The sequence below is a fragment of the Psychromonas sp. MME2 genome (genome assembly GCF_040566515.1).
GTDB lineage: Bacteria > Pseudomonadota > Gammaproteobacteria > Enterobacterales > Psychromonadaceae > Psychromonas.
In genome coordinates this window covers 1-14,419 of sequence record NZ_JBEWXI010000002.1, presented here as the reverse complement: position 1 = coordinate 14,419, position 14,419 = coordinate 1, and the positions used below count along the sequence as shown (strand labels likewise).

Here is a 14,419-nt window from a genome sequence, read left to right as displayed (position 1 = left end):
ATAAAAGTTTACTGTTCTTTGATAATAAATAATGATTCTGAAACTCAATTACGGCAATAGCGATGAATTAATTTTTCAATAACCTCTTGGGTTGGTTTAACAAAAGCTAAGTCTAAGTATTCATTGGGTTGATGTGCTTGTGCGATATGTCCAGGGCCTAAAACAATGGTGTCGCAGCCAAGTTGTTCTATAAAGGGTGCTTCAGTGCAGTAATTGACACTTTGAGCTTGCTTTCCCGTGTAGATCTGAGCCTGATCAATTAAATCTGAATGCATTGGGCATTGGTATGAAGGGATTGGTTCGTGCATATGATAAATATCAACACAGTTCGGATAACGCTTTTCAACTTCCGATAGTGCTTGTTTTACACTAATAAAAAGTTCATTGGTGCTAACGCCGGGAATTGGTCGCATATCAATATGCAAATCACAGCAGCCACAAATACGGTTGGGGCTATCGCCTCCGTGTATTGCGCCAAAATTAAGCGTTGGATAAGGAACCGCAAAGTGTTCATTGTTATATTTTTCTTTAAATTTTTGCTGTAGTTTTTTTAATTCACCAATCACTAGATACATAATTTCAATTGCATTTAATCCTTTGTCTGGATCTGAGCTGTGGCCGCTACGTCCGGTTATGCGAATTCCTTCAGACATATGGCCTTTATGCATAACAACTGGAGTTAATCCTGTTGGTTCACCAATGATAGCGTAATCGGGTTTGATTGCTTTTTGCTCAGCGATAGCTTGTGCCCCAGACATGGTTGTTTCTTCATCGGCTGTCGCTAATATGTATAATGGTTTATCTAATTTATGTAGGTCAATGCCTTTAAGTACTTCAATAACAAAGGCAAAGAATCCTTTCATATCGATAGTCCCTAAACCGTATAAGCGATTATCTTTTTCAACAACCTTGAAGGGATCTGTAGACCATTGACCCGCGTCATATGGTACTGTATCGGTATGTCCAGCTAGTAATAACCCTCCTTTACCTTCACCAAACGTCGCAATTAAATTATATTTTCCAGGGGCTGCCTCTACTTCACGTATCTCATTTTTAAAACCAAGTTCAGCTAACCAAGTCGCAAGTTGGTTAATAACGGGTAAATTGCTTTGATCCCAAGCAGAGTCTGTCGAGCTAATTGATGGGATTGCGATAAGATCTTGGTAGAGATTAATAAATGATGGTAATGACATATAACACCTTCAGTAGGGTATGAGAAAGAGAGGGTAAATAATCAATTTTCAAGCAATGCTTGATTATATCAATCTGTATCATTATCAGGTCTATCTTGTTGGTTAAAAAAATAAATTTTTACTTCAACAAGCGATGACTTCAATGTTATGCGGATTGGTATGAGATCTTCACGTATTATTTTATAGTAAATATACACCTTTATTCTCAATATAAAAAATAGATAAGCGTAGTGGTAGAGTAAATTATTAAGAGGAATAAGTTTAATATGGTTGAGGACTCTATTATTCACAGGCGTAGTGAATAATAGAGTAAAAGGTGCTATTTATTTTTTATCTTTAGAGCCTTCAAGTAATTCATCATAGATAAAATCTGCCCAAAGAGGATTTTCTTCTAATATTTTTTTGCTATCGGCAGAGGTTGCCTCTGATTTTTTTACTGATGCTAATAAACGCTGGAAATTAGAAACCATATAGTTAAATGCCTTTGCCATATCAGCAAGTTCATCATTACTCTTTGTTGAAACGGATATCGTTAAATCATTGGTCTCTGATATTTTTATAATTGAGTTTTTAATGTGCAAAATTGCACCCATAATACTATGAGAAATAAACCAAGTAACAATCATTGAAATAAATAAAGCAACGGCGAACAAGATATAGGTCATCTGTTTCATGGAATCTATATAATCAGTGATCACATCATTAATTGTTGTTACTAGACTTGCTTGCACTATGCTAATTTTTGATACTGTTTCATTTAATTTTTTTCGTAAACCATCGTTGTCGTTATAACCTAATTGTTGTTGTGCTGCTATTAATGACATAAACGCATTTTTATATGCATCAAGGGCACTTAAAATCGCATTTTTTTGCGGTGTTACTAAGTAACTTTTTTTCACGTCAGCATAAAAGTTATCAAAGTCTTCAGTAAAGATATCGATATATTTATCGTCAAGCAGTAGCATGTAATTTTTTTCACTGTTGCGAACATTCAGCATCATTTTATGAAACATCACTGAGTCACCAATCTCGACCTCTGCCGTATGTGCTGTCTCTCTAAGTTGACCATAGAAACCACTTTGTGAATCAAATCCTATACGTTTTTGTGTATTAAATACTTCAATGAAGATATTTTGGTATTCATTGAGTAATTTACCTAATCGCAACGGTTCTTCACTTGAGCGGTTAATGTTTCTCAGGTCATAATCCAATTTGTTGATTTGTGTTTGTAATGCCAATATTTCGTTGTTGAAGGTTTCATAATATTCATTTTTTTTACTGACTAAAAAGTCCTTTTCGTGTGTTCTTAATTTCCAAATGCTGGTTTCAATTTTGCCGATATTTTCTGTTAGGACAATATCCTGTTTAAAGGATGTGGCAGCGAAGGTCATTAGCAATAGCATAGCTAGCATACTGACTGCTGTTACAAGAGTAGAGGCTCTTAATTTTTGTTTGATTAACATTTGTGTTGAATTCCCTTTGAATGAAAATGAATGTAACTAAATATAATTATTGTTTTTGTTGCTGCCAATAATTTTTTGCACATCTTACTAAGAACTGGCAGGTTATGGCGTACAATTTATATTAATAAATAGCTTTTTGTGAGCTAACTTAACAAAAGTAATAAATTTATACATGTTTGCTTATTTTTATTTTTAATAACACATACTTTGCACCTGATAGAGGTAATTTGTAAATATTCTGTTTTCGCTCTGTGCTGGTTAAATTCATTTATATAATTATTCATAAATATTGAATAAATACTCAGAACTTATTAGAATGCCCTTCATACTACGGAGAGTGCCAAAATGGGGCTCTCTATTTTTATTGAGCAGATGAAACAGGGACTCCCTATGTTAAAAGCAATTGTAGTTGGTGCAAGTGGTTATACTGGCGCTGAATTGGCTCTTTTTTTAACTCGTCATAAATATATTGAATTAAGTGGCTTATATGTTTCAGAGAATAGTCTCGATAAAGGAAAAAAAATATCAGACCTTTATGGAAACTTACTAGGTGTTGTTGATTTACCATTACAGCCGCTTGCAAGTGATAATGTTGCCACTATTTGTGCGGGTATTGATATTGTCATTTTAGCGACTGCACATGAAGTAAGTCATGATTTGGCAGCTCTTTTTCTTGAACAAAATACCGTGGTTTTCGATCTTTCCGGTGCATTCCGAGTCCAAAGCTCTGGTTTTTATGATAAGTATTACGGATTTACTCATCAATACCCAGATTTGTTAGATAAAGCTGTTTATGGTCTAGCTGAATGGAATGTCGCCGCAATTAAAAAAACAGATTTAATTGCCGTACCTGGTTGTTATACCACTGCATCGTTAACGGCACTTAAGCCATTATTTGAAGCTGGGTTAATTAAAGAAGGTTGCAAACCAACCATTAATGCAACCAGTGGGGTAAGTGGCGCAGGTAGAAAAGCGAGTATAGCGAGTAGTTTTTGTGAAGTAAGTTTACAGCCATATGGTGTATTCAATCACCGCCATAAACCCGAAATAGATCAACATCTAGGAACTCCTGTTGTATTTACTCCGCATTTAGGTAGTTTCAAGCGTGGTATTTTAGCAAGTATCAATGTGCAGCTCAAAGAAGGGGTGAGCAACGCTCAGGTTGATCAAGCATATCACGACGCTTATGCAGATAAAGAAATTGTTCGTTTGATGCCTCATGGTAAATATCCTGCATTAAAAAATGTTGTTAATACTCCTTTTTGTGACTTGGGATGGGCTGTAGATGGTAACGATCTGGTCGTGTTTAGCGCAATTGACAATTTATTGAAAGGTGCTTCGTCGCAGGCGATACAATGTATTAATATACGTTTTGGATTTGCCATGACAACGTCTCTTATTTAAGTGGAATAATAAAAATGACTCAACCTTTGTCTACACAGCCATTACTGATAAAATTGGGTGGTGCTGTGCTTGAAAACCAACAGGCCTTAGCTAATTTATTTTCAGCTTTAACCGTCTATTTACAAGATCAACAGCGTCCTTTGTTATTAGTGCACGGAGGCGGCGTTATTGTTGAAGATGTATTGCGCAAAATGAACATCGTTAGTGAAAAAAAAAATGGTTTACGCATAACGCCCTTCGAGCAAATACCTTATGTTGCCGGAGCATTAGCTGGAACATCTAATAAATTGCTAATGGCGCAGGCGCTACAGTCTGGGCTTTCGGCGGTTGGGCTTTCGCTTGCCGATGGTTTTAGTTGCAAAGTGACGCAGCTCGATCCTGAACTAGGAGCCGTTGGTGTCTGCAGTGCTAACAACCCAACCTTAATAAATGGCTTATTAGCTGCAGGACATTTACCAGTTATATCATCTATTGGAATTGGTGATGATGGCCGCTTATATAATGTTAATGCAGATCAAGCTGCCATTGCTATATGTGAATTGATTGGTGCCGAATTAGTATTCTTGTCCGATGTCGATGGCGTATGGGATGAGAATAAACAGGTCATAGCTGAGCTAAATACACAATTAGCTGATACACTTATCGCCGATGAAGTAATCAAAGACGGTATGGTTGTGAAAGTGCAAGCTGCGCTACAGGCAGCAGATAAACTAGGTTATGTTATGTTGGCTAGTTGGAAGAATCCTGAAAATTTAGTGTCATTGCTTGCAGGGCAAGCCGTGGAACAAAAGTAGTTAAGTAGAGAGTAAAGCGATGAAAGATTTATTAACAGGTATGGAAATGACGCAGCAACAGGCATTGGATCTGATTGCATTAGGCAAAGAGTTAAAAGCAAATCCTGCTAAATATCATCAAGCATTAGCTGGCAAAAGTGTGGTGACGTTATTTGAAAAACAATCATTGCGAACGCGTGTTACCTTTGATATTGGTGTCAATAAATTAGGGGGGCATGTTGTCTACTTAGACCAAACAAATGGTGCCATGGGTAGCCGTGAAGATGTTAAAGATTTTGCCGCTAATATTTCTCGCTGGGCTGATTGTATTGTTGCACGTGTTTTTGATCATAATACATTACTTGAAATGCAACAATACTCGAGCGTGCCGGTCATTAACTCGCTATGTGACCTTTACCATCCGTGTCAGGCGATGGCAGATTTTTTAACTATTTCTGAGCAATATGATGATGTTTCTAAGGTCAAATTAGCTTATATTGGTGATGGCAATAATGTCACTCATTCCCTTTTTATTGCTGGTGCCATATTGGGAGCAGAGGTCACAGCTGTTTGTCCGATCGGTCATAGCCCTGATGCACAAGTAATGAAAATGGCCGAAGAGATAGCTGCCAAAAATGGCGGTAGTATCAGAGTTACTAACGATATTAATGATATTAAAGGTTATGATGTGGTATACGGCGACACTTGGATATCTATGGGGGACGCGACTCCTCTTGCAGAAATAAAAAGTAAATTTATGCCTTACCAAATTAACCGAGAATTACTGAATTTAACGGGAATTAAACACGTATTACATTGCCAACCAGCCCATCGTGGTTTAGATATCACATCAGAGGTAATGGATGGTCCTGCTTCGTTGATTTTTGACCAAGCAGAAAATAGAATGCATATTCAAAATGCTATCATGCTGACACTGATCAAAGGAAAATAATCAAATGAGTAAAGTTAAAAAAGTGGTACTCGCTTATTCGGGTGGTCTAGATACTTCAGCAATCATTCCATGGTTAAAAGAAACTTATGATGATTGTGAAATTGTTGCTTTTTGTGCTGATGTTGGTCAAGGTGCAGAAGAATTAGTTGGTTTACATGAGAAAGCGATAGCATCAGGTGCTTCTGAATGTCATATTGTAGATCTTAAAGAAGAGTTTGTTAAAGACTACATTTATCCAACGATGGCAACTGGTGCCGTATACGAAGGTACTTATTTATTAGGTACATCGATGGCGCGTCCAATTATTGCCAAAGCACAAGTGGAAGTTGCACTTAAAGTTGGGGCGGATGCGGTTTGCCATGGTTGTACTGGTAAAGGTAATGACCAAATTCGTTTTGAGAGTTGTTTCGCAGCATTAGCGCCAGAATTAAAAGTCATTGCGCCATGGCGTGAATGGGATATGGTTTCGCGTGAAGATCTGCTTGATTACCTTGCTGAACGTAATATTAAAACAACGGCGAGTGCAGCTAAGATATATAGCCGAGATGCAAACGCATGGCATATTTCTCATGAGGGCGGTGAATTAGAGGACCCGTGGAATGAGCCAAGTAAAGGTGTGTGGACGTTAACGGTTGATCCGATTGATGCCCCTAATGAACCCGAATATTTAACCATTAAAGTTGAATGTGGGCGTGTTACTGCTGTTGATGGTGTTGAGTTATCACCATACGATGCATTGATGCTATTAAACAAAAAAGCAGCTGCTCATGGTGTTGGTCGTATTGATATTACAGAAAACCGTACTGTTGGTATGAAGTCTCGAGGTTGTTATGAAACACCAGGAGGCACCGTAATGGTAACAGCACTGCGTGGCATTGATGAATTAGTTCATGACAAGCCATCACGTAAATGGCGAGATCAAGTTGGGCAAGAATTTGCGCATTTAGTTTATGATGGTCGTTGGTTTACACCTTTATGCGGCTCTTTACTAGCTGCTTCTGAAGCATTAGCAAAAGATGTTAATGGTGAAGTTGTTGTTAAAATGTATAAGGGGCAAGTGACGGCAGTACAGAAACGTTCGCCAAATAGCCTTTATTCAGAGGAGTTTGCTACATTTGGTGATGACAACGTGTATGATCAAAAAACATGCCGAAGGTTTTATCCGTTTATATTCACTATCTAGTCGTATTCGTAAGTTAAATAGTAAATAATTTAAGCAACTAGATTTCTATTCTATTCCTGTTTACCTTGTTGTATAGGCAAACAGGAATTTCTATTTATATAGGTTCTAAAACCTGATTTAATCAAGATTCTATATAAATAAAAAAACAAACTAAGTGATGGAGCATTAACATGGCATTATGGGGTGGGCGTTTTAGCCAAGCGGCAGACGTTAAATTTAAACTATTTAATGATTCATTAAAATTCGATTATCGTCTTGCAGAGCAGGATATAATTGGTTCAATAGCTTGGTCTAAATCATTGCAATCAGTGAATGTTTTGACTGAAGAAGAGCAAAAACAGTTAGAATCAGCATTAAATGAATTATTAATTTCAGTTCAACTAAACCCAAGTCAAGTATTGCAATCCGATGCAGAAGATATACATTCTTGGGTTGAAACTCAGCTGATTCATCGTGTTGGTGATTTAGGTAAAAAATTACACACTGGGCGGAGTCGTAATGATCAAGTTGCAACTGATTTAAAGCTTTGGTGTAAAAAAACAGCACAAGAATTAGTATTGCATCTCGATACGTTACAAAAAAAATTGATCGAATTGGCGCGTATTCATCAAGATGTTGTATTACCAGGGTATACGCACTTGCAGCGAGCACAACCAGTGACATTTTCACATTGGTGCCTTGCTTATTTAGAAATGCTCGAACGTGATTATAGCCGTTTAAAAGGCTGTATTGATAGGCTAAATACCTGTCCGCTAGGAAGTGGGGCATTAGCAGGTACTGCTTATGCTATAGACAGGACTGCATTGGCACATTCATTAGGTTTTGCTAGAGCCACACGAAATAGTTTAGATTCTGTTTCAGACAGAGACCATGTCGTGGAATTGATGAGTTGTGCAACACTATCAATGGTACATTTATCACGAATGGCTGAAGATTTAATTTTTTACAACAGTGGCGAGTCTGCGTTTATAGAAATGTCTGACTTAGTTACGTCAGGTTCATCTCTGATGCCACAGAAAAAAAATCCAGATGCGATGGAATTGATACGCGGGAAATCTGGTCGTGTATTTGGCTCTTTGGCTGGAATGTTAATGACCTTAAAAGCGTTGCCTCTTGCCTATAATAAAGATATGCAAGAAGATAAAGAAGGACTATTTGATGCGTTAGATACATGGGGGGATTGTCTAGAAATGGCCGCGATGGCATTGACTGACCTTAAAGTAAATGAAGCGCGTACGAAGGAAGCCGCACAAGGCGGTTACTCAAATGCCACTGAATTGGCTGATTACCTTGTGGCAAAAGGGATCCCCTTCCGAGAAGCGCATCATATTGTTGGCGTTGCCGTGGTCGCTGCTATTGAAAAAGGAGTGCCGCTTGAAGGGTTAACCGTGCCTGAATTCAAAGCGTTTTCACAAGTTATAGAAGAAGATGTTTACCCTGTATTAACATTAGAAGCGACATTATCTGCACGTAAAGCTCAAGGTGGCGTGGCTCCAGAACAAATAGAATATGCACTAACCGAAGCGGAACAACGTTTAACAGATCGTGATACGAGTGGGTTAGTGATTCGTACAGCTCGCTTAACTGATTTAGAGCGTATTGAATCGATGGTCAATCACTGGGCTGAAAAGGGGGAAAATTTACCTCGAGATAAGTCTGATTTGGTAAAATCGGTTGGTGAATTTTCGGTAACTGAATATGAAGGGAAAGTAACTGGCTGTGGTTCATTATATGTCTATGACACAGGACTTGCTGAGATCCGTTCGTTAGGTGTTGAACCTGGTTATGAACGTAAAGGGCAGGGACGAATTCTTGTTGAACGGATTATCAAACGCGCTGAAAAACTAGCTATTAAACGTGTATTTGTCTTAACACGTATGCCTGAGTTTTTTATGAAACTAGGTTTTAGCCCTACAAGCAAATCATTAATGCCTGAAAAAGTGATGAAAGATTGCGCAATGTGTATTCGTCAGCATGCCTGCGATGAAGTTGCGTTAGAATTTCATATTAATAGCAGTACTTTAATTCATAAAGAAATACTGTAATTTTTAAAAACAAGGCCACAGCCCTGTGGCCTTGTTTTGGCTGAGCGATTTAATTACAACTTTCTTGTTGGTACTCATTTTTTAGCTTAACGTAATGAGCAGCAGAGCGCTTCAAAAATGCTCGTTCATCTTCGCTAAGTTTCCTTACCGCTTTTGCTGGCGAACCAACATATAGATAACCCGTTGCAAGATGTTTATTTGGTGGAACTAATGCTCCAGCGCCGAGGATAACATCGTCATCAATATGGGCATTATCTAAAACGATGGCCCCCATTCCAATTAAAACGCGATCACCGATTTTACAAGCATGAAGCATTGCTTTATGGCCTACGGTAACATCTTCACCAATGTGTAAAGAGTAACCATCTATATTCGCTTCACCTTTACGTGCAACATGTAAAACGGAACCATCTTGAATATTTGTGCGTTTTCCTACTTTAATGCTATTCACATCGCCACGTAATACTGACATAGGCCAAACACTGACGTCCTCATCTAATACAACATCGCCAATAATAGAAGAAAAGGGATCAATATATACAGAATCGGCAACTTTTGGAAAAATGCCCCTATAAGGGCGTAAAACAGGAAGCATAAAAACCTCTTCAAATAGGATAGAAAAAGAAACTATACGATAACTTTGTGTGGATAACAAAAGCTAAGTTGTGGATAACGTGTTTGTAATTAAGGTATAAAAATTTATTTTAAAAATAACTGAAATATAGCAAAAAAAACCTTGCCAATGTGATCTGAATCCCTATAATGCGCATCCACAGACACGGGGCGTAACGCAAGTTAGCAACCAGTTTGAGAATAAAACAAACGCATTTATCGCTTCGTAAGAAACGTAAAATAAGACGTTGACATTGTTCGAAAGGGGCGTAATATACGCACCTCGCCGCAAGGCGCGCTCTTTAACAATTTAATCAAACAATCTGTGTGGGCACTTATTGTTGATGTGATTTCAAATAATCAAAAAGTAACGTTTCTGCTTGCAGAAAGTTACACCTAACTTGTTTAGGTAACATCAATAGAAGTGACACACGAATTAATTCATTAATTCAGAATAACAAAAAGAACGTAAGTTCTTTAGTTTTAGTCAGTAATATTGAGTCGTATCGAAAGATACAAATTAAACTTTAAATTGAAGAGTTTGATCATGGCTCAGATTGAACGCTGGCGGCAGGCTTAACACATGCAAGTCGAACGGTAACAGAGAATAGCTTGCTATTTTGCTGACGAGTGGCGGACGGGTGAGTAATGCTTGGGAATTTACCTTGTTGTGGGGGACAACAGTTGGAAACGACTGCTAATACCGCATAATGTCTTTTGATCAAAGGTGGCCTCTATTTATAAGCTATCGCGACAAGATGAGCCCAAGTGGGATTAGCTAGTTGGTAGGGTAAAGGCCTACCAAGGCGACGATCCCTAGCTGGTCTTAGAGGATGACCAGCCACACTGGAACTGAGACACGGTCCAGACTCCTACGGGAGGCAGCAGTGGGGAATATTGCACAATGGGGGAAACCCTGATGCAGCCATGCCGCGTGTGTGAAGAAGGCTTTCGGGTTGTAAAGCACTTTCAGCGAGGAGGAAAGGGTGCAGGTTAATACCCTGTATCTGTGACGTTACTCGCAGAAGAAGCACCGTAACTCCGTGCCAGCAGCCGCGGTAATACGGAGGGTGCGAGCGTTAATCGGAATTACTGGGCGTAAAGCGCGCGTAGGTGGTTAATTAAGTCAGATGTGAAAGCCCAGGGCTCAACCTTGGAACTGCATTTGAAACTGGTTAACTAGAGTTTTGTAGAGGGTGGTAGAATTTCAGGTGTAGCGGTGAAATGCGTAGAGATCTGAAGGAATACCAGTGGCGAAGGCGGCCACCTGGACAGAGACTGACACTGAGGCGCGAAGGCGTGGGGAGCAAACGGGATTAGATACCCCGGTAGTCCACGCAGTAAACGATGTCTATTAGAAGTTTGTGGCTATATGCCGTGGGTTTCAAAGCTAACGCATTAAATAGACCGCCTGGGGAGTACGGCCGCAAGGTTAAAACTCAAATGAATTGACGGGGGGCCCGCACAAGCGGTGGAGCATGTGGTTTAATTCGATGCGAACGCGAAGAACCTTACCATCCCTTGACATCCAGAGAATCACCAAGAGATTGATGAGTGCCTTCGGGAGCTCTGAGACAGGTGCTGCATGGCTGTCGTCAGCTCGTGTTGTGAAATGTTGGTTAAGTCCCGCAACGAGCGCACCCCTATCCTTATTTGCCAGCGGGTCAAGCCGGGAACTCAGGGAGACTGCCGGTGATAAACCGGAGGAAGGTGGGGACGACGTCAAGTCATCATGGCCCTTACGGGATGGGCTACACACGTGCTACAATGGCAAATACAAAGGGTTGCTAACCTGCGAGGGTATGCGAATCTCATAAAGTTTGTCGTAGTCCGGATCGGAGTCTGCAACTCGACTCCGTGAAGTTGGAATCGCTAGTAATCGTGGATCAGAATGCCACGGTGAATACGTTCCCGGGCCTTGTACACACCGCCCGTCACACCATGGGAGTGGGCTGCACCAGAAGTCATTAGCTTAACCTTCGGGATGGCGATGACCACGGTGTGGTTCATGACTGGGGTGAAGTCGTAACAAGGTAGCCCTAGGGGAACCTGGGGCTGGATCACCTCCTTACGTAAAGAAATTCACAATAATGAGTGCTCACACAGATTGTTTGATTAGACTGAAGAAGTGCAGAAGTTCTATGTCCCCATCGTCTAGAGGCCTAGGACACCGCCCTTTCACGGCGGTAACAGGGGTTCAATCCCCTTGGGGATACCACTACGATAAAAAAGATATTCAATCTTTTTAACCATCCATTGGTAGGAACTGAGTTTACGCTTTAAGTGAAAGTCACTTTATAAACATTAAGTTTTAATGCTTATAAAGTGTTTTTTAACACTGCTCTTTAACAATTAGGAAAGCTGATAAAGTTCTGTTTGAACGTATCGATATAGATATCAATATGTTCAAACGAAACGAAATTGTTCTCAATGATTAATTTATTAATCATTGTAATCAAGCAAAAATAAAAAGTTCATTTTTCACGTAGTGAAATGTGAACAGTACGTATCTATTCAATCTTATCATTGATAGGTGCACGAAAAACGAATGTTGTTTTTTGTATTGTAAAATATGAGAAATCGCAAGCGTCTTGGAAACGACATACAAAACAAAAATCAGTATTAAGTAGTGATGCCAAATGGTGTTGCCCACTCAGACATTGACAAAAAGACGTCAATCTCTTGTTGGGAACAACACCTAAAACGCATCACTGCGTTTGACACTTTTACGGTGTTGTATGGTTAAGTGAATAAGCGTGCACGGTGGATGCCTAGGCAATTAGAGGCGATGAAGGACGTGGTAATCTGCGATAAGTCCAGGGGAGTTGATAACAAGCGTTATATCCTGGAATTTCCGAATGGGGCAACCCGGCACTTAGTGTCATCGTTAGGTGAATGCGTACGCTTAACGAAGCGAACGAGGGGAACTGAAACATCTAAGTACCCTTAGGAAAAAGCCAATGGACCGAGATTCCAGAAGTAGCGGCGAGCGAAATTGGAACAGCCCTTAAGCTGTTTAGAAGTTAGTAGAATGGTCTGGAAAGTCCGACGATACAGGGTGATAGTCCCGTATATGACAACTCTTTTACAGTGAAAACGAGTAAGACGGGACACGAGAAATCCTGTTTGAATATGGGGGGCCCATCCTCCAAGGCTAAATACTCCTAATTGACCGATAGTGAACCAGTACCGTGAGGGAAAGGCGAAAAGAACCCCTGTGAGGGGAGTGAAATGAACCTGAAACCGTGTACGTACAAGCAGTAGGAGCCGACTTAGTTCGGTGACTGCGTACCTTTTGTATAATGGGTCAACGACTTAACATTAGATCGCAAGGTTAACCGTATAGGGGAGCCGTAGGGAAACCGAGTATTTGTAACTGGGCGAATAGTTGCTGGGATTAGACCCGAAACTTGGTAATCTAGCCATGAGCAGGTTGAAGGTTGAGTAACATCAACTGGAGGACCGAACCCACTAATGTTGAAAAATTAGGGGATGACTTGTGGCTGGGGGTGAAAGGCCAATCAAACCAAGAGATAGCTGGTTCTCCTCGAAAGCTATTTAGGTAGCGCCTAGTGTATCACTGTTGGGGTGGGGGCACTGTTTGGGCTAGGGGGTCATCCCGACTTACCAACCCCATGCAAACTCCGAATACCAACAAGTGCAATCACGGGAGACACACGGCGGGTGCTAACGCAACTCAAGTGGAAAGGGAAACAACCCAGACCGCCAGCTAAGGTCCCAAAGTATATGTTAAGTGGGAAACGATGTGGGAAGGCTTGAACAGCTAGGAAGTTGGCTTAGAAGCAGGACCATATTTTAAAGAAAGCGTAATAGCTCACTAGTCGAGTCGGCCTGCGCCAGGAAGATTTTAACGGGGCTAAACATATCGCCGAAGCTGCGGATGCTTATTTATAGGCATGGTAGAGGAGCGTTCTGTAAGCCGTCGAAGGGAAAGCTGTAAGGCGTCCTTTGGAGGTATCAGAAGTGCGAATGTTGACATGAGTAACGAACTAACGGGGGTGAAAAACCTCCCCGCCGGAAGACCAAGGGTTCCTGTCCAACGTTAATGGGGCCGGGTCGGTCGACCCCTAAGGCGAGGCCGAAAGGCGTAGTCGATGGGAAACGGGTTAATATTCCCGTACCCTTATATTTTGCGATGGGAGGACGGAAAAGACTAGGTGGGCCTGGCGATGGTTGTCCAGGTTTAAGTATGTAGGTGGAAGACTTTCAGGTAAATCCGGGTTTTCTTAACACTGGGATTACGATGTCGAGTCACTAAGGTGATGAAGTCATTGATGCCATGCTTCCAGGAAAAGTCTCTAAGCTTCAGAAATATAAGGATCGTACCCCAAACCGACACAGGTGGTCAGGTAGAGAATACCAAGGCGCTTGAGAGAACTTCGGGTGAAGGAACTAGGCAAAATGGTACCGTAACTCGGGAGAAGGTTACCTGGCTGACGGTGAAGTCCCTTGCGGATGGAGCTATTGGCGGCCGAAGATACCAGATGGCTGCAACTGTTTATTAAAACGTAGCACTGTGCTAAATCGCAAGATGACGTATACGGTGTGACGCCTGCCCGGTACGGAAGGTTAAATGATGGGGTTAGACTTAGGTCGAAGCTCTTGATCGAAGCCCCGGTAAACGGCGGCCGTAACTATAACGGTCCTAAGGTAGCGAAATTCCTTGTCGGGTAAGTTCCGACCTGCACGAATGGCGTAATGATGGCCATGCTGTCTCCACCCGAGACTCAGTGAAGTTGAAATCGCTGTGAAGATGCAGTGTACCCGCGGCTA

The 14,419-nt window shown here is 40.8% G+C and carries 7 protein-coding genes, 1 tRNA gene, 2 rRNA genes and 1 pseudogene; 8 read left to right on the top strand and 3 right to left on the bottom strand.

Going from position 1 to position 14,419, the window contains the following annotated elements; genetic code table 11:
* Nucleotides 1-44: 44 nt before the first annotated feature.
* Both argE and AB1A03_RS00325 read right to left on the bottom strand, forming a co-directional pair.
* Nucleotides 45-1,193, bottom strand: coding sequence for an acetylornithine deacetylase (gene argE / locus AB1A03_RS00330; protein WP_354622615.1), 1,149 nt, complete (start codon nt 1,191-1,193; stop codon nt 45-47).
* Nucleotides 1,194-1,516: 323 nt separating this feature from the next.
* Entirely contained in the window at nt 1,517-2,656 is a 1,140-nt protein-coding gene (locus AB1A03_RS00325; protein ID WP_354622614.1) for a HAMP domain-containing protein, read from the bottom strand.
* A 390-nt stretch (nt 2,657-3,046) separates the two neighbouring features.
* Between AB1A03_RS00325 and argC the strand changes: the two genes are divergently transcribed.
* The 5 genes and pseudogenes from argC to argH all read left to right on the top strand — a co-directional run bounded on the left by argC (nt 3,047) and on the right by argH (nt 9,013).
* The gene (gene argC, locus AB1A03_RS00320; RefSeq protein ID WP_354623457.1) at nt 3,047-4,060 is read left to right on the top strand and encodes an N-acetyl-gamma-glutamyl-phosphate reductase; all 1,014 of its coding nucleotides are present in this window, start codon (nt 3,047-3,049) and stop codon (nt 4,058-4,060) included.
* Between the two features lie 14 nt (nt 4,061-4,074).
* Nucleotides 4,075-4,854 (top strand): acetylglutamate kinase, encoded by a 780-nt coding sequence (gene argB, locus AB1A03_RS00315; RefSeq protein ID WP_354622613.1) that lies wholly within the window; start codon nt 4,075-4,077, stop codon nt 4,852-4,854.
* Nucleotides 4,855-4,873: 19 nt separating this feature from the next.
* Nucleotides 4,874-5,785 (top strand): ornithine carbamoyltransferase, encoded by a 912-nt coding sequence (locus AB1A03_RS00310; RefSeq protein WP_354622612.1) that lies wholly within the window; start codon nt 4,874-4,876, stop codon nt 5,783-5,785.
* Nucleotides 5,786-5,789: 4 nt separating this feature from the next.
* Nucleotides 5,790-6,996: pseudogene (locus AB1A03_RS00305) on the top strand (argininosuccinate synthase).
* Between the two features lie 142 nt (nt 6,997-7,138).
* On the top strand, nt 7,139-9,013 hold the full coding sequence (argH, locus tag AB1A03_RS00300) for an argininosuccinate lyase (protein WP_354622611.1): 1,875 nt from the start codon (nt 7,139-7,141) through the stop codon (nt 9,011-9,013).
* A 49-nt stretch (nt 9,014-9,062) separates the two neighbouring features.
* On the opposite strand, the gene AB1A03_RS00295 is transcribed toward argH, so the two are convergent.
* Entirely contained in the window at nt 9,063-9,608 is a 546-nt protein-coding gene (locus AB1A03_RS00295; protein WP_354622610.1) for a gamma carbonic anhydrase family protein, read from the bottom strand.
* Nucleotides 9,609-10,154: 546 nt separating this feature from the next.
* Between AB1A03_RS00295 and AB1A03_RS00290 the strand changes: the two genes are divergently transcribed.
* From AB1A03_RS00290 to AB1A03_RS00280, 3 genes are all read left to right on the top strand, one after another.
* A 16S ribosomal RNA gene (locus AB1A03_RS00290) occupies nt 10,155-11,696 on the top strand.
* Between the two features lie 72 nt (nt 11,697-11,768).
* Nucleotides 11,769-11,843, top strand: a tRNA-Glu gene (locus tag AB1A03_RS00285).
* 522 nt (nt 11,844-12,365) lie between these two features.
* Nucleotides 12,366-14,419 (top strand): 23S ribosomal RNA (locus AB1A03_RS00280); the annotation flags it as partial.